Annotated in this window: 19 protein-coding genes; 9 read left to right on the forward strand and 10 right to left on the reverse strand. The window is 69.1% G+C overall.

Translation table 11 applies throughout. The features are described 5' to 3' along the window. Window positions 1–144: 144 nt before the first annotated feature. Window positions 145–735, reverse strand: coding sequence for a hypothetical protein (locus HGB44_RS02770; RefSeq protein WP_061080735.1), 591 nt, complete (start codon window positions 733–735; stop codon window positions 145–147). A 178-nt stretch (window positions 736–913) separates the two neighbouring features. Continuing rightward, on the reverse strand, window positions 914–1228 hold the full coding sequence (locus HGB44_RS02775) for a hypothetical protein (RefSeq protein ID WP_061080736.1): 315 nt from the start codon (window positions 1226–1228) through the stop codon (window positions 914–916). A gap of 367 nt (window positions 1229–1595) precedes the next feature. On the opposite strand from HGB44_RS02775, the gene HGB44_RS02780 reads away from it, so the two are divergent. From HGB44_RS02780 to HGB44_RS02800, 5 genes are all read left to right on the forward strand, one after another. Then, window positions 1596–2534 (forward strand): hypothetical protein, encoded by a 939-nt coding sequence (locus HGB44_RS02780; RefSeq protein WP_168443912.1) that lies wholly within the window; start codon window positions 1596–1598, stop codon window positions 2532–2534. A 309-nt stretch (window positions 2535–2843) separates the two neighbouring features. Next, window positions 2844–3218, forward strand: a complete 375-nt coding sequence (locus tag HGB44_RS02785; RefSeq protein WP_210751113.1) for a hypothetical protein — start codon at window positions 2844–2846, stop codon at window positions 3216–3218. Next, a complete protein-coding gene (locus tag HGB44_RS02790; protein WP_061080738.1) occupies window positions 3215–4261 on the forward strand; it encodes a hypothetical protein in 1047 nt (348 codons plus the stop codon). Before HGB44_RS02785 ends, HGB44_RS02790 begins: the two co-directional genes overlap by 4 nt. A 149-nt stretch (window positions 4262–4410) precedes the next feature. Further along, window positions 4411–4974, forward strand: a complete 564-nt coding sequence (locus HGB44_RS02795) for an AAA family ATPase (RefSeq protein ID WP_061080788.1) — start codon at window positions 4411–4413, stop codon at window positions 4972–4974. 107 nt (window positions 4975–5081) lie between these two features. Further along, entirely contained in the window at window positions 5082–5711 is a 630-nt protein-coding gene (locus HGB44_RS02800) for a LexA family protein (protein ID WP_061080739.1), read from the forward strand. A gap of 9 nt (window positions 5712–5720) precedes the next feature. Here the strand turns inward: HGB44_RS02800 and HGB44_RS02805 are convergent, their stop codons facing one another. Genes HGB44_RS02805 through HGB44_RS02815 form a run of 3 tightly spaced genes read right to left on the reverse strand, consistent with a single transcriptional unit; the run spans window position 5721 to window position 8736 of the window. Continuing rightward, window positions 5721–6065, reverse strand: coding sequence for a hypothetical protein (locus HGB44_RS02805; RefSeq protein ID WP_061080740.1), 345 nt, complete (start codon window positions 6063–6065; stop codon window positions 5721–5723). Next, window positions 6065–7318 (reverse strand): MFS transporter, encoded by a 1254-nt coding sequence (locus HGB44_RS02810; RefSeq protein ID WP_082768372.1) that lies wholly within the window; start codon window positions 7316–7318, stop codon window positions 6065–6067. The genes HGB44_RS02805 and HGB44_RS02810 overlap by 1 nt, the downstream gene beginning before the upstream one ends. Before the next feature lie 26 nt (window positions 7319–7344). Continuing rightward, window positions 7345–8736, reverse strand: a complete 1392-nt coding sequence (locus HGB44_RS02815) for an NAD(P)-binding domain-containing protein (RefSeq protein ID WP_061080742.1) — start codon at window positions 8734–8736, stop codon at window positions 7345–7347. Window positions 8737–8833: 97 nt separating this feature from the next. On the opposite strand from HGB44_RS02815, the gene HGB44_RS02820 reads away from it, so the two are divergent. Both HGB44_RS02820 and HGB44_RS02825 read left to right on the forward strand, forming a co-directional pair. Continuing rightward, window positions 8834–9730, forward strand: a complete 897-nt coding sequence (locus HGB44_RS02820; protein WP_061080743.1) for a helix-turn-helix domain-containing GNAT family N-acetyltransferase — start codon at window positions 8834–8836, stop codon at window positions 9728–9730. Between the two features lie 36 nt (window positions 9731–9766). Then, window positions 9767–10645 carry an alpha/beta hydrolase gene (locus HGB44_RS02825; protein WP_082768373.1) on the forward strand — a complete coding sequence of 293 codons (879 nt, stop codon included), beginning with the start codon at window positions 9767–9769 and terminating at the stop codon, window positions 10643–10645. A 223-nt stretch (window positions 10646–10868) separates the two neighbouring features. On the opposite strand, the gene HGB44_RS02830 is transcribed toward HGB44_RS02825, so the two are convergent. Next, the gene (locus HGB44_RS02830; protein ID WP_061080745.1) at window positions 10869–11276 is read right to left on the reverse strand and encodes an arsenate reductase ArsC; all 408 of its coding nucleotides are present in this window, start codon (window positions 11274–11276) and stop codon (window positions 10869–10871) included. A 95-nt stretch (window positions 11277–11371) separates the two neighbouring features. Here HGB44_RS02830 and HGB44_RS02835 point away from each other — a divergent pair, with 95 nt between their 5' ends. Continuing rightward, on the forward strand, window positions 11372–11686 hold the full coding sequence (locus HGB44_RS02835) for an ArsR/SmtB family transcription factor (protein WP_061080746.1): 315 nt from the start codon (window positions 11372–11374) through the stop codon (window positions 11684–11686). Continuing rightward, window positions 11683–12762 carry an ACR3 family arsenite efflux transporter gene (gene arsB / locus HGB44_RS02840; RefSeq protein ID WP_061080747.1) on the forward strand — a complete coding sequence of 360 codons (1080 nt, stop codon included), beginning with the start codon at window positions 11683–11685 and terminating at the stop codon, window positions 12760–12762. Before HGB44_RS02835 ends, arsB begins: the two co-directional genes overlap by 4 nt. Before the next feature lie 67 nt (window positions 12763–12829). On the opposite strand, the gene HGB44_RS31735 is transcribed toward arsB, so the two are convergent. From HGB44_RS31735 to HGB44_RS32815, 4 genes are all read right to left on the reverse strand, one after another. Next, complete coding sequence (locus HGB44_RS31735) at window positions 12830–13474, reverse strand: arsenate reductase ArsC (protein ID WP_061080748.1); 645 nt, start codon at window positions 13472–13474, stop codon at window positions 12830–12832. Beyond that, on the reverse strand, window positions 13471–14151 hold the full coding sequence (locus tag HGB44_RS02850) for an arsenate reductase/protein-tyrosine-phosphatase family protein (RefSeq protein WP_061080749.1): 681 nt from the start codon (window positions 14149–14151) through the stop codon (window positions 13471–13473). The genes HGB44_RS31735 and HGB44_RS02850 overlap by 4 nt, the downstream gene beginning before the upstream one ends. 380 nt (window positions 14152–14531) lie before the next feature. Further along, window positions 14532–15410, reverse strand: coding sequence for a tyrosine-type recombinase/integrase (locus HGB44_RS02855; RefSeq protein WP_210751114.1), 879 nt, complete (start codon window positions 15408–15410; stop codon window positions 14532–14534). A 27-nt stretch (window positions 15411–15437) separates the two neighbouring features. Next, on the reverse strand, window positions 15438–15998 hold the full coding sequence (locus HGB44_RS32815; RefSeq protein WP_394327813.1) for an integrase core domain-containing protein: 561 nt from the start codon (window positions 15996–15998) through the stop codon (window positions 15438–15440). Window positions 15999–16001: the final 3 nt, after the last annotated feature.

The following is a 16001-nucleotide window of genomic DNA, read 5'->3' on the forward strand; positions in this document are numbered from 1 at the left end:
TGGCCCGGTCCGCGGCTAGGCGCCGGGCGATCTGACGGCGAGCCCGGGAAAGAAAGAGCCCCGGTCACGGAGCGCTGGCTCCGTGACCGGGGCTCTCAGGCGTGCTCAGCGGGTTCGCACCGGGCAGCGGCGCGGCCGATCGACTCAGTACGGAAGCTCGTTGACTATGGCGTTGCCCTGGGCCTGTGCGACCCGAGCGGGCACGGCCATCGGCTGGCCGGCGGCGGGCTGCGGCTGGGCCTGAGCGGGCACCGCGACAGGAGTCTGCTGGACGGTCTGCGCAGGCTGAGCGACCACGGGCTGTGGCTGCTGCGGGGCAGCGGACGGGGCCGACTGCGCGGGGGCCTGGTTCCGGGAGGCCTTGGCCTGGGCGCGAGCCTCGCGGATGGACTTCGGTTCGACGAACCAGATGTCGTCGACAATGACCTTCGGACCGGCGTAAACCATCTGACCGGTCTTCTTGTCGCGGTACGAGCCGTCCTCGAGGTGGTAGGCGATGTTGACGATGTCGCCCTCGCGCATCGCGGCGAAGGGAGTCTTGGTCGCATCGGTGGTCTCGCGGATGTAGGTCTCGAAGGGGACCTTCTGCGAGCCCCAGTTGCCGTCGCGGGACTTGAAGTTGTTGTCCATGTAGCCGCTGAACTTGATGTTCTTCGAGCCGTTGGCGTTGCTGAAGGCGACGGGGTCGGCGGCGAGACGAACGGTGGCGTGGCCGAAGTTGTTGGGATTGGTCATGTCAATCTCCTCATGTGAGCTGCTGTGCGGGGCCCGGGAGTCGGGCCTCGCACAGCGGTCGGTCGTGCTGTTGATCCCTTCCAATGCCCCCTGCGGATCGACTTCGTCGATCGAGAGGTCTCATTTTCGAGAGAGCTTCCGGATCAGCTGCGCTGATCGACTCTCCCCGCCCCCTCCTTCAGTCCAGGAGCACCCGGACCTCGTAGGCGGTGGAGCTGAAGGGGCCGACGACCAGTCGGTCCTCGATCTCAATCAGCCCCTGCTCCTCCAGGGACTCGGCCAGGCCCGCGTGCTCCGACCAGCCCTTGACGAACACGCAGCCGTCGGCCGGCAACAGGCCGTAGCTGGCGAGGCTGGTCGACAGGGGTTCCGGGCCCTCGTCGGTCTCGAGCACGAGTACGGAGCGCTCGGCATCGTGAATGAGCCTGCCGGTCAGCTCGATGCCGACGGGGAAGGCGACGGTGGTGTCCTCGCGGACTGCTGCGGTCGTCATGAGCGGTGGGCTCCGTTCCTTCAGGACGTGGTGGGACAGCGGTACGAACCGGAGGCAGTCGGTGCGCCATTGATCGGGATGTCGACAGGGAGAGAGCGGGCCCCGGGTGCTTCCAGCAGCGGTCTGGTTCGAACGTGCAGTGACCCTCCCGGGTCGACTCCGTCGGCCCCTCCCCCGAACCCCGTGACCAAGCCGGGGAGTCCGCCCCCCGGTTCGGCAGGCACATAGGACCTCTCGTCATGGACTCCGAGGCGGCTGCGCCGCCTGGTCCCCCTCGCGCTGTGGCCGCCGGTGCATGCGGAGCCGATCGAGGACAAACATCTTCCATTGATCAATCACTTCCACAATGGATGAATGATTGCATAGCATGTTCTCGAAGACCAGTGGAAACGACACCGTCGACGATTGGTTCGATGGAGGATGGACGACGAGGATGGGATCACGGATCTGGAGGATGGCCGCCGCGCCGCTGGCGGCGCTCGTGGCCGCAGGGCTGGGCCTGGCCGGCTGTGGCGGCGGGGCGAAGGAGACGGCGAGCCCGCCGCCGAAGACGACCGCGGCCCCGGTGACCGACGAAGAGCTGGGCGAGGCCCTCGGCGCGCTGGTCGGCCACGGCCAGCCGTCGAGCTCCGACGAGGGAGCCTGCTTCGCCGAAGCCGTCAAGGACTCAGGTGTGTCCGAGGCTGGCCAGGCCTTCATCGTCGAGATCGGCGGTGACGACCTCGCCGCCGTTGCGAAGGGTCTGCGAGCAAAGAAACTGGGTGACGACGCCGAGGCGCTGCTGTCGAAAGACATGCGCGCGAGCTTCGACGCCTGCGTCGACGACCAGTTCCCTGACGCAGGGAAGGAGGCCCCGGACTACGTGGCCCCCGAGACGCCGAAACCCGCCGAGCAAGGCAAGCCGGACCTGCAGGCCAAGTACGAGGTCGATGAGCAGGTCGACATCCGCTCGTCGACCGAGCTGGTCGACGGCGTGGTCTCGATGTTCTCCTCCTTCGCCCTGGACGACGAGCAGAGGACCATGTACTCCGAGTCCGGCGAGTGCATGGCCAATGTGGTCTTCACGTCGGGGCTGAGCCAGGAGTCCCTGCACTTCATCGCCGGCGGGGCTCCGATCGGCACCGGTTCGATCGCCGAGCACCTGGCCAACGACGAGGACAAAGAGACCTGGCGCTCCGACGCCTTTCGAGCCGCGCTGGTCGACTGCTCCGAGGACGATGACGAGGCGGAGCCGTCGAGCGCTCCCGGCGGAGCGGGCAGCGGCCAGCGCTCGAGCAGCACGGGCGGGCCCGGCTCAGGGAGCTGATTGGTCTCGCAGACTCGTCGTCCTTGTCGTTGAACGAGGAAAAGGGGCCCTGCGACGACGGCGCCGCAGGGCCCCTTTTCCTCGCCCGCGTCGGGTCTCCGCCACCCGCCGCCCCGACCGGGAGTCGCGGGAGTCGCCGGAGTGCGAGCGGCGGAAGGGGCATGGAAGGCGCAGAATCCCGTGCAGGCGCAACTCTTCCCTCTATTGCCAACGGCAACTAATACCTATTGACATCACGAATTTCCATAAGCATCTGATTGACGATTAGAATTGATTGCAAGGCCAGTCGAATTGGCGAAGGAGGAACACGTGACGATCACTCGGGACCGCAGGCGTGCCGCCGGGTCTGAGGCGGGGCGGGACGGTGAGCGGGAGCGCGTCGGGATCAGGCTGAGCTCGGCCGACAGGGAGCGGGCGGCCTACTGGGCCGACAAGCGCGGCTACCCCTCAGTCAACGAGTACATGGCCACCGCCGTGATCGAGAAGATCCGTAGGGAGAACGGCGACTTCGACGTCCCCGACCTCCTCACAGGCAGGCTCAACCAGCTCATCGACGAGAACAAGGCGCTGTCGACGAACGTGGCCAACCTCGAGCGCGTGTTCACCAGCAGCCTGGACAGCCTCATCGGCCTGACCAGGGGCGAGACCTACTTGTCGGACCAGTACGAGGACGGCGAGCTATGAGCGGGGGCGGAGAGCTCGACGACGCCCTGACGCCGACGGTGACGAGCGAGGCGATGGACGTCGACACCTCGTTCCTCGACGCCTACCGCTCCGGCGGGGCCGAGGGCCTGGCCCAGTACCGCCGCGAGGCCGAGGCGGCCGACTCCCTGGAGACCTCACAGGCGGTGGCCGACGAGCTCGACGACTTCGCGGGCCGCTTCGACGCGTCCTCCGCCCAGCGCGGCGGGGCGTCGGCGAGCGCCCCCGCGACCCCTGGCTCCGAGGCGGGCACCGTAACTGCTCCTGAGCCCGGGGCGTTCCAGGCCGACGAGGAGGTCGAGCCCGAGCACGAGATGACGGGCCCGGTCAGCGCTCACGACAAGCAGATCGACGAGGACGCCCGCCGGGGTCAGGCCCTCGAGCACACCGATCTCCAGGAGGCCGTCCAGTCTGCAGCGGTCCGCGCCGGCGACGAGTCGACGGGCGGGGGCGAGCTGCCGATCACGGCGTTCAGGGTCGCCGACGTGGTCAGCCAGCCGACGGTGCGCGCCCTGCCCGAGGCGGTGATAATCGGCCTGCGCGAGCAGCTGCGGGGCGCCGCGGTGCGCGAGGCGGGCGCGTCCGACGACGAGGCGCAGGCCTTCGCCAAGCGTTTGTCCCAGGCCAGCCTCGTCACCGCGTTCCTGCTTGCCCACCTCGACCTGGGCATCGGGGTCGACGCCGCCACCGCGCGCGCTGCCGAGCTCTTCCGCTCGCGGGACCCGCTGCTGGGCCGGGTGGCCAGCCGCCTCGACGCCCTCATCACCGCCGAGGCCGCCCGCGGTGATCAACTGGACCAGGTGCGCGAGGACCTGCGCGAGGTACGGTCAACGGCTGACGTCCTCGAGCAGGTGCTCGCCTACTCCGTGGCCGACCGAACCGAGCACCTGGCCCGGGGCGCGGCCGGCGTCGGCGATCTCGATCTGCGCCACGACAGCGCAATCCGGCTGCGCGACCAGGCCCGCGAGGCGACGAGGAAGCAGCACCGGGTCGAGGCCGACCGTGACGGGCGGCGGCTGAAATGAGTGCCCGGTGCACGGCCAAGCACGGGAAATGAACGAATCGACGGCGGGGAAGGAGGCCGTGTTTGGCTGGGACCCTGTTCCCGCAGCGCCAGCGCTGCAAGAGCAGTTCTGGTCTGCGAGCAGAGGGGGTCTCGGTTAGAGTCGCGCCCATGACCTCGTTGGAACGCCCTGATCAGGTCCCGTCCGGCTCCCCTTCCGCGCCGCGGTTGGTGGTGTTGAGGGGTAACTCCGCCTCAGGCAAGTCCACCGTGGCCCAGACCCTACGGGCCGCATACGGGCGGGGGCTCGCGATCATCCCCCAGGACGTGGTGCGCCGCGACATCCTCAGAGAGCGTGACCGCCCAGGCGCTGTAAACGTCGAACTCATCAACCTCATGGCCCGCCACTCCCTGAGCTACGGATTCCATGTGGTGCTGGAGGGCATCTTCTACGTTGCCCACTACGGGGACATGCTCACCCGCCTGATCCGCGACCACCCGGGTGTGGCCCACTGCTACTACTTCGACATCCCTTTCCAGACCACCCTGGAGCGGCATGCCACTAAACCTGTCGCGAAGGTGGTCGGGGAAGCCGAGCTGCGTCAGTGGTGGCGGCCCCGGGACCTGCTTCCCGGCGGGGTGGAGGAGATCGTCGACGAACACAGCAGCCTCGATCAGACCGTGGCGCGGATCCTGAAGGACAGCGGCCTGGCACCCCGGGAAAATCGGGTCTGAAGGCCCCTTCGCTGCTGTGAACCGGTGGGCTCGCCGCTGTGTCCTGGTTGTCACCGAAGCTCCCTATTATGCCTGCCTACCAGCACCAAGGCAGGCGGGAGAATCCCATGCCCCTGACCCCGACACAGGGAACGATTCTGGCTGCGATCCACGCCCTGACCACCGAACACAAATACGCACCGACGCTGCGCGAGATCGCCGACCGGGCGGGCATGGCCAGCGCCTCTGCTGTCTCCCGCCAGATCGACCGCCTGGTCGAACTGGGCTATGTCGAGCGCCAGCCCGGAACCTCGCGCAGTATCCGCCTGGCCCAGGGCATCACCCACGCAGCAGTACCGCCCAGCCCCGAAGACCCGGTCGGGGCCGTGTGCGATGCCGACCAGCGCGCCCGCCAGGCCGAACGTGCCCTGTCCGCCGCGCAGGCTGAGATCGGCCACTCCCGTAAGCGTGGGGCCCGCTGGAAAGCCGAAGCGAAAGCGGTGCGTGCTCTGCACCGGGTGGTGCCTGAACACCCCCGCGCCCTGCTGGAGGGGCACGCCCCCGACCGGGAGTGCATCGAGTGCGGCCGCAACGTCGACCTCGACACCAACCGCCATCACTGGGACCTGGACTCGAGCTCGTGGCGGTGCACCGCCCGCGGCGCCCGCTCACCGATGGTGTGCGGCCACTGCCGAGACCACCACGGCCGACCGGTGCCCGCGCCCTGCCCGACCATCGAGGCGATGAACCAGGCCTGACCCTGGCCCTCACCCGAGGCGCAGCACCGCGAGGTACTTGGGTCCCTGCTCGTGGATGGTGTCCCAGCGCCACGGCGAGGGGCCGATGAGACGTTCGAGTTCGTGCGGGTCCAGCAGCAGGTAGTCGAACCATTCGGTGGCCAAGACACCGGCCCGGACACGCATGCGTATCTGGCCGGGCATACGCCCCCGGGCCCTGTTGCGGTCCTGGTAGGCGGTGTGCTCGGGGTCGCTACCAGCAGGGTCCATGCCGGTGCCGAGCAGGAGGGCGCCGGGGCGGGCCAGCGACGCCAGCTGACGCAACACCGCCGGGGCCGCCTGCTCGCTTTGGAGGAGTCCGAGGTTGTTACCCATTATGTGGAATCAGATTTGTCAACCTCCGTCCGGGCCTGCCCCGATGACTGCCAGAGGTGTACCTGTTCACTCCTGGCACGAGTGGCCAGGGCGGTCAGCGCACCGAGCATTGCCAGGGCTCCCAGTACCGCGAACGCCGCCGGATATCCGCCCATCGGGCCCGCCAAGGCGGCGCCTGCCCAGGGCGCCAGCGCGATGGCCAGCATGAGTGGGGTGTGCATGATGCCGTTGAGGACCGCGTAATGCTCTGTTCCCCAACGGTCGGCTACAGCGGTTGCCTGTAGGAGAGTGAGAATGCCGCGTGCCATCCCTGCCAGCACGGCGATGGCCAGGACCAGTCCCAAGGGCCCCGGCGTCAGTGCCAGGAGAAGAGTGGTCACCGAGCACGCCCCCAGCACGGCCACGGCGCGGACGACCGGGCCGGTCCCCCGTTCCAGGGGCGCGTAGACCAGGCGGCCGAGCACCTGCCCCACTCCGCCGAGTCCCAGGGCCCAGGCCGCCTCTGTCGTGCCGAATCCTCGGCCTTCCAGGAGGGGGATCAGGTTGACCACGACCGCGAAGACGGTGAAGGACCCCAGAGCCAGGGCCGACGTCAGAGCCCAGAACGCCCGGGTGCGTACAACAGCGCGCGCGTTCTGTCCTCGGCTGGTCGGCTCCTCGCCCCTGGCGGGGAGCGAGTCTTGGGGGAGAGCGAAGGCGTGCAGGGGAACGACCACGACGAGGAGCACGAGCGCGAGGACCAGATAGGTGTTCCTCCACCCCCAGGCCCCCTCCAGGAGCGCGGCCAGGGGAGCGAAGATGGTGCTGGCCAGCCCGGCGACCAGAGTCAAGGCCGTCAGAGCCTGCACCTTGCGTTCCGCGTACCAGTGGGTCAGAGCGGCGAAGGCCGGCGGGTAGAACAGGCCGGCCATCGCTCCTCCCGCCACGAGCCAGGCAGCGGCGAATCCCCACAGGTTCGGTGCCAGTGCGATGGCCGCTGTGGCGGGAGCCGAGAGCAGGGCTGCGGCCGTCATCGCCGGGCGCGGACCCCGGGTCTGTACCCAGCGTCCCACCGGGATCCCCGCCAGCCCCGCCACGACCTGGGAGGCGGAGAACAGCGCGGTCACCGTGGTCAGGGACCACCCGGTATCGGCGGCGATGCTCGGGGCCAGGACCGGGAAGGCGTAGAACAGCACCCCGTAACTGGTGGTCACGGTGATGCACAAGGCCACCAGACCCCGGCGTGCCCCGACCGTGGGAGTGATCGTGGGCACGCCGGAGACCTGGGAGGAGGCACGTGTCACGAGACTCGGAGCGGTTCGGCCGACTCGGCCTTCTGCGACGAGGCGTCGGAGCAGCCGCTGCTCTCCGCTGCGGGCTCCTGCACAGCCCCGGGCACAGGACCACAGGAACCCTCGGCGTCAGTCGTGGTGGCGGCGGGGTCCTCGGACACTCCGGCTCCACTACAGACTCCGGTCTCGGGCAGCGTCAGTTCCACCCGGGCGGCGGCCTCGTGGTCCCCGGCCAGGTGGGCGGCGATGCTGCGCACCTGCTCGTAACCGGTCAGGGCCAGGAAGGTGGGGGCGCGCCCGTAGGACTTGATCCCCGCCAGGAAGAGCCCCTCCTCCGGGTGGGAGAGCTCGGCCGCGCCGTGGGGGTAGACGGTGCCGCACGAGTGCTGGTTGGGGTCGATGAGCGGGGCCAGCTCCACGGGTGCCTGCAAGGTGGCATCCAGGCCCAGGCGGACCTCGGACAGGAAGGACAGGTCGGGGCGGAACCCGGTCAGCGCCACCACCTCGTCCACAGGCTCCAGCTCCCGGCCGCCCTCGTCGACGAGCACGAGGCTTTCGCCCGCCGAGCGCACCTGGGCGGTGCGGAAACCGGTGACCACCCGAATGTGCCCTGCCTCGACCGCGGCCTTGGCCCGCTGCCCGAGCTCCCCGCGCGCGGCGAGCTGGTCAGCGTCCCCGCCGCCGAAAGCGTCACCGATCTCCCCGCGGCGCAGCACCCACACGGCCCGGGTCGCGGGCTCCTGCTCAGCGAGCGAGGCCAGCGCGACCAGGGCGGTCAGCGCCGAGTGCCCGCGCCCGGCCACGGCCGTGGTGCGGCCCACGTACCGCGCACGGACGTCGGGGTCGGCCAGGTCGGGGACGAGGTAGGAGATCCGCTCGGCGGCTTCCGCCTCGCCCAGCGCGGGCAGGCCGTCGCCGCCCACCGGGTTGGGGGAGCCCCAGGTGCCGGAGGCGTCGACGACCGCGCGGGCCAGCACGCGCTCCTCGCCCCGCTCGGTGCGGACCCGGACGGTGAAGGGCTGCTCGGCGCGGTCGGCGTCCACCACCCGGTCCCGGCCCAGGCGGCTCACCCCGGTCACCTCGGCACCGAAGCGGACCCGCTCACCCAGGGCCTGGGCCAGCGGGGCCAGGTAGGCCTGGATCCACTCGCGGCCGGTGGGGTAGACCGCGTCGTCGGGGCGCTGCCAACCGGCGGCGATGAGCAGCTTCTCGGCGGCCGGGTCGACCAGGTCGCGCCACATCGAGAACAGGCGCACGTGCCCCCACTCGGCCACCGCGGCACCGGCGGAGCCCCCCTTCTCCAAGACCAGGAGCGGCTGTTCATGCGCGACCAGCTCGGCTGCTGCCGCCAGTCCTGCGGGGCCGGCTCCGATCACTACGACGGGACGCTCGTCAGCCATGACGCCTCTCCTGTTTCATCGACTTGTGTCTATGAATCAGGACTCTATCGATGGAAATCGATGGACGCAACCATAGATCATCGTCGATAATGAGGGCATGACCGTTGCGCCGCTCGAACACACCGAAGGCTCGCTTGCCTCGACTGACGCCGAGACCTATGCCGCCTGGTTCGCCTGCCTGGCCGAACCCGTGCGCGTCCAGCTCCTCCACGCCATCGCCACCACCCCGGGATCGGTCAGCGTGGGCGAGCTCGCCGAACTGGTGGACATCCGCCAGCCCACGGTCTCCCACCACCTGCGCAAACTCGCCGACGTCGGCTTCGTGACCCTGACCAAGGTGGGCACGTCCACCCGGGTCGCCATCAACCCGGACTGCTGCACGGGCCTACCGCACGCCGCCGACGCGGTCATGGGCATGCTCAATGCCCGACCCTGCTGCCCCACCGACCTGCCCGCCGACGTCGCCACCCGCGCCATGGCCGACGCCGATCTGAACGCGGTCCGGGAGATCTACGCCCAGGGCATCGCCACCGGCGACGCCACCTTCGAGACCGAGGCCCCCGACGTGGGCGCGTTGAAGGCCACGTGGCTTTCCGGGCACCGCTGGGTGGCCGAGGCCGACGGCCACGTGGTCGGCTGGGCCGCGGCCTCGCCCGTCTCCGATCGCGAGGTCTATGCCGGGGTGGCCGAGACGTCGGTGTACGTCGCCGAGGGCGCGCGCGGCCGCGGTGTGGGCAAGGCGCTGCTGTACCGGCAGGTCACCGAGGCTGACGACGGCGGCCTGTGGACCCTGCAGGCCTCGATCTTCCCCGAGAATCGCGCCGGCCTGGCTCTGCACCACCAGTCGGGCTTTCGCACGGTCGGCCTGCGCGAACGCATCGCCCGCCACCACGGCCGCTGGCGCGACACCGTCCTGCTGGAGCGCCGCCGGGACCAAGAGAGCGACGCCTGCGCCGTGGCCCGCACCAACGGTTCCGATCGCCCGACCTCCTGATCCGCCACCGCGCCCGTCCCTCCAGCAAGGAGATCCATGCCTGCCCCCACCGCTTCGGACTGGGTCCGACAAGCCCGTCTGGCACACGTCGAGGAGATGTCCCGGCTCCCCAGACCCGGGTTGGCCCACGTGCGCGACCTCAGCGCCGCCGGCCTGCGGGCGCGGCTGTACCTGCCCGCCACGGGGGTCGCTCCGCCGGTGCTGGTCTACTTCCACGGCGGAGGATGGGTCCTCGGAGACGTCGACTCCTACGACCCGGTCGCGCGTACCCTCGCCCTGGCTTGTGGAGCGGCCGTCGTCTCCGTGGACTATCGCAGACCACCCGAGCATCCCTTCCCCGCAGCGATCGACGACGCCGAGGCCGCTGTCCGCTGGGTCGCGGCCAACGCCGAAGCCCTCGGCCTGGACCAGACCCGTATAGGAGTCGCCGGTGACAGCGCGGGCGGACAGATCACCGCAGCTACCGCTCTGCGCCTGGCCTCCCACCCCGACCCGCTGAAACTGGCCGTGCAACTACTCGTCTATCCCGCACTGGACCTGAGAGCAGCCCCGCCCGCAGGACCTTCCTCCTCCGCCGAAGCCACCAGAAAGCTGCTCGACCGGATGTTCGCCCTCTACCTGGACGGGGCCGACCGCACTCGTCCCGAGGTGTCGCCGCTGCTGGCTTCCGACCTGGGCGGGCTGCCCACCACGGTTCTCGTCACCGCCGAACACGATCCCCTGCGGAGGCAGGGGGAGGAGTTCGCGCATCGTGTCCTCACAGCTGGTGTGCCGACGTCCTTTGTCTCCGGCCGTGGGCTCGCGCACGGGTTCCTGGGACGCGAACCCGGCCCAGGCTCCCCGGCCTCGGCCACCCACCGCGCGGGGCGGCATGTCCGCGACGCATTCACCATGGAGCCTGACCGCGCCAAGTGACCCGCCTGTTCTCACCGGATACCCACCGTGGCCCGCCACAGGCGCCGATCTACCCGTTCAGCAGGCGGAAACCGAGGCGGTGATTGCGGTGGGCAGGAGGTGTGCCGTGTGTTTTGGCTCTCAGAGAGGGGGGATCGAGGCGGCGGCGCCAGCAATGGGCGAGGTCTGGAATCACCTAAGGACGTCCACTCGGTACTCACTCCGGAGAGTGGTCGGATGGGATTCAAACAGTGACCCCCAACTCCCGCAGGAGCGTGCGCACGCGCTGCTCGATGTCGTCGCGGATGGGGCGGACTGCTTCCACGCCCTGGCCCGCGGGGTCGGGCAGGGTCCAGTCGAGGTAGCGCTTGCCGGGGAAGACCGGGCACACGTCGCCGCAGCCCATGGTGATGCACACGTCCAAGGCCTCGACGGCGTCGGTGGTCAGGATTTTGGGGCTCTGGTCGGTGATGTCGATGCCGACCTCGTCCATGGCCGCCACGACGGCGGGGTTGACGGTCTCCGCGGGCGCCGAACCCGCCGAGCGCACCTCCACCCGGTCGCCGGCCAGGTGCCGTAGCCAGGCGGCGGCCATCTGGGAGCGGCCCGCGTTGTGGACGCAAACGAAGAGCACGGACGGGGTGTCGGCCATGGGGATCCCACTTTCTTCTCCGGATCTAACCTGGTCGTCGGTCCAGGTCAGTGAATGATTCGCATCAGCCTCGAATGATATGACATCATCAGTACATGCTGACATCAGTAAAAACTGATTTAATCAGGGTGTTGGGAGACCCGCTGCGCCTGCGTATCGTCTCCCTGCTCGCCCACGAGACCCTCTGTACCACGCACCTGGTCGAGGAGACCGGCGCGAGGCAGACCAACCTGTCCAACCACTTGCGCATTTTGCGCGAGACCGGTGTGGTCGAGACCGAGCCCTGCGGGCGCTACACCTACTACCGGCTCCGCCCCGAGGCCCTGGAGACGCTCGCCGGGGCCCTGGGCGACCTCGCCGCCACCGCCCGCCAAACCATCGCCACCGACACCAAGAGGGCCTGCCCATGACCCGCGCAGACACGTCGACCACCGCCTCCGGCTCCGTCGTAGCCAAGCTCTCCATCCTCGACCGGTTCCTGGCGGTGTGGATCCTGCTCGCCATGGCCATCGGCCTGGGGCTGGGGCGCCTGGCCCCCGGCCTGAACGGGGTGCTGGCCTCCATGGAGGTCGGCGGGATCTCCCTGCCCATCGCTCTGGGCCTGCTGATCATGATGTACCCGGTGCTGGCCAAGGTGCGCTACGACCGCCTGGACACCGTCACCCGCGACCGCCGCCTGCTCATCTCCTCCTTGGTCATCAACTGGGTGGTCGGACCGGCGGTGATGTTCGCGCTGGCGTGGATCTTCCTGGCCGACCTGCCCGAGTACCGCACCGGACTGATCATCGTCGGCCTGGCCCGGTGCATCGCCATGGTCATCATCTGGAACGACCTGGCCTGCGGGCACCGCGAGGCCGCCGCCGTCCTGGTGGCCCTGAACTCGATCTTCCAGGTGCTGGTCTTCGGCGCGCTGGGCTGGTTCTACCTCGACGTGCTCCCCGGGTGGCTGGGTCTGGACACCGGCGGCATCGACGTCTCCCCGTGGATGATCGCGCTCAACGTCGTGATCTTCCTCGGCATCCCGCTGGCGGCCGGCTTCCTGACCCGCACGCTCGGTGAGAAGAAGATGGGTCGGGAGCGCTACGAGTCGGCGTTCCTGCCCAAGATCGGCCCCTGGGCGCTGTACGGGCTGCTGTTCACCATCGTGCTGCTGTTCGCCCTCCAGGGCGAGACCATCACCAGCCAGCCCCTGGACGTGGTGCGCATCGCGATCCCGCTGCTGGCCTACTTCGCCATCATGTGGTTCGGCACCTTCGCGCTGGGCAAGGCGATCGGGATGGACTACGACCGCACCACCACGCTGGCCTTCACGGCGGCGGGCAACAACTTCGAACTGGCCATCGCCGTGGCCATCGCCACGTTCGGTGTCACCTCGGGCCAGGCCCTGGCCGGGGTCGTCGGACCGCTGATCGAGGTGCCGGTCCTCATCGCCCTGGTCTATGTCTCCCTGGCCTGGCGCAAGCGGTTCGCCCCCGAACGGCGATAACGCGTCGATCCTTTCCCTGAGCGGGGTCCGCCCGGCCCGATGCGCCGGACGGACCCCGCCGTCGTGTTCACACGGTGATCTCCAGCTCGGCCAGCAGGGCGCGAACCCGCTCCTCGACCTCGTCGCGGATCGACCGCACGGCGGCCAGGTCCTGGCCTTCGGGGTCGGCCAGGGTCCACTCCTGGTAGCGCTTGCCCGGGAAGATTGGGCAGGCGTCCCCGCAGCCCATGCTCACCACCACGTCGGCGGCACGCACCACCTCATCGGTCCAGGGCTTGGGGAACTCGGTGGAGATGTTGATGCCGATCTCGTCCATGGCCTTCACCGCGACCGGGTTGACCTCCTGGCCCGGCTCAGACCCTCCCGACCAGGCGATCGCCCGCTCCCCGGCCAGGTGTTGGAAGAAGCCCAGCGCCATCTGGCTGCGCCCGGCGTTGTGCGTGCACAAAAACAGCACGACGGGGCGGCCGTCGTCCACCTTGTGCTCGATCCGCGCCACGGCGCTCAGGCGCTGGCGGGCGAAGCGCTCGGCCAGCAGCGGCAGGAACTGGGCGATGGTGGCCCGGGCCGCGAACTGGTCGTAGCTGGAGTGCAGGAACCGTTCGATGGTCTCGGTGTTGAACACCCCCGCGAACTCCTCGGCGAGGTTGTTGGAGGCTACCCCCAAGGCGTACTGCTGGTCGACGGTGAACTGGCGGGACTGGGCGGTCATGGCGTTCCTTCCGGATGGACGGCGGGCGCGAGCCGCTCGACGCGGTCGCTGATCTGGGCGAAGGCGTCCTCGAACGCCTCCTCGGTGCCGGTGGGCACCGGGTCGGGGACCGACCAGTGCAGCCGGGTGTGGGTGCGGGGCAGCTCCTCGTGAGCGCTGTCGCAGACCGCCACCACCAGGTCGTCCTCGCGGAGTACGTCGTGAACGTGGGCGGTGCGGTCGGCCTTCAGGTCCAGGCCGTGACGATGGGCGGCAACGACCGCGCCCTCGTGTACGCGTGGTCCGGGGCGGGTCCCGGCCGAGACAGCGGGAACGGGGCTGCGGTGCTGCCACAGGGCGGCGGCCAACTGGGAGCGGGCCGTGTTGTGGGTGCACACGAACACCACACGCGGAGCCCGCAGCAGAGCGGCCGGGGCCAAGGCGGTGAGCGCCTCAGGGAGGAGGCGGATGTAGACACGGCGGTGGTCGGCCTCAGAGCGGGTGCGGATGATGACGTCGGCCTCGGCCAACACCCGTAGGTGGTGAGCAATGAGGTTGGACCGCATCCCCAACCGCTCGCCCAGCTCCGAGGGCGAGGCGTCCCCGGTGCACAGGGTGTCGGTGATGGCCAGGCGGGCGGGATCGGCCAAGGCGGCGTGGAGCGCGGCCCGCCGCTCTAGCGGAAGCTCAGTGTTCATTGACTCAATAGTCACTGAGCTACCTCATGAGGTCAACTGTCTCCATCGGATGTACGCCTGGTGTTCGCCCGGCCGTCACCCACAGTCGCGTTGCCGCACCGCGACTCAGCTCACAGCAGGTTGCTCTTCCCCTCGTAATCGCAGGCTCACCCAGCAACGCGGCAACCCACGCACTGCGAGGCGGGACCTTCTCGCCAGTGAAGGGTTGACCGCTCCGATGCCTTACCCGTGTGCCTGACCACTCTCGTCGGCGGCCAGGTCCATGACGGTGAAGGCGACCTCGTTCAGGGTGGGGGCTCGAGCCCCCACGTTGGTGGCGTGGACCTCGAACCGGGCACGCTACGACGTCCACCTTGGCCAATACGGGCCGCATCCGAGTGTCAGGTGCCGTCGTTCTGCTGTACCGGCGGGTCGAGGTTGGCCGCGCATGGATGCTCGCCAGCATGAGACTGCTTTCCAGTCCGGGTGATCTGAACGATCGGCAGGAGCGTCGCTGCCCCAGGAAGGCCGATTTCGCGGGGAGTCGAGCCTGAGGGCGTTGGAACGTCCGTGAGTCGATTGAGCAGGTTGTCGAGTGCAGCTTGCCCCTCGTCCACAGCTGCGCGTTCGTCCTCACTCAACGGGATCGAGGCAACCATGCGCTGGAGATTCTCCTTCGCTTCCAGGAGCTGCCCCCTCGACGAGTCCTTCGGGGTGTAGAAGTCGCACTTCGCGCAGGCCATGCGGTGGGGGCACTGCTCGAAGAACGTGTAGGTGCACAGGCCGTGGCCGAGATCGTAGTACTGCCACGGTTGCCCGGCAGCGGCCGCGCCGGAGGTGACGGCGTCCCGGTCGACCAGGACTTCGATGGTGCGGACGTTGCGCTCGAAGTAGCCGGCGTCTCGGTAGGCCCTGGCCAGCGTGTTCGGAGTGATGTTGGCGTAGTGCTGGGTGGTGTCGACCGACCGGTGTCCCAGCCACGCCTGGAGTTCGAACAACGTCATGGGTTCCTTGGCGTTGTAGAGCTGGGAGGCGATCGTGGAGCGGGCGCGGTGGCTGGTGATGTTGCCGCGCACATCGGCGGCTGGCACGCCGGCCTTGCGGCAGAGCAAGGGGATGATGGTGGAATTGATGTAGGTCTTGGCCACAGCTTTGGCACGGTACGCGAACAGAAAGTGCACCTGTTCGGAGGTCTTGCGGTCCAGCATGGTCGGCTGCTCAGGACGAGCATTCTGCCACGCCTCAATCGTCTGTCCCAGCAGCGGATCGATGGGGGGCATTCCCCCTGGAGTGTGGACACCTGATGATCAGGCAGCGAGCTCCAGGCTAACCGCTCGCTGCTCGTAGACAAGCGGGCTGAGCTGGCCGTTCGCTGAGTGCCGTCTACGGGTGTTGTACCGGCCAATCCAGGAGGACACCGCCAGACGGGCCACCTGAACACTCGGCCACCGCTTCAGCCCCCTCCCGTCCAACGTCTCGCGCTTGAGGCTGGCGTTGAACGACTCCGCGACGCCGCTCGGCCCGAACCGAGTGTCTCTCGTCCCGCGAGGCGGCGGGTAGCGCGGGCTCGCAGAAGACGGGCTCGCACACCTCGATGCCCAGACCGATGACTGCGCGGCTCCGGTCAGGCCGTCCGTCGTCTTGTCGCTCGCCGTAGCGGGAGATCGGTGACTTGACCTTACGGGTGCTGACCCGCAGCCGCCGAGCGGGCAACAGAGCGGCCAGGACCCGGCGCCCGATGGGACCGACCAGGTCAGCGGCCACGCTGATGACGCCGACGGCCTGGACCACGTGCTCGCGTGCCGCCTGGAGAGCGATGGTGAAGGAGCACCGGTCCGGATCCGTCCTGGGACGCGACTGGGCGGCATCGA

Source organism: Nocardiopsis alborubida (assembly GCF_012396365.1).
GTDB classification, from domain to species: Bacteria; Actinomycetota; Actinomycetes; order Streptosporangiales; family Streptosporangiaceae; genus Nocardiopsis; species Nocardiopsis alborubida.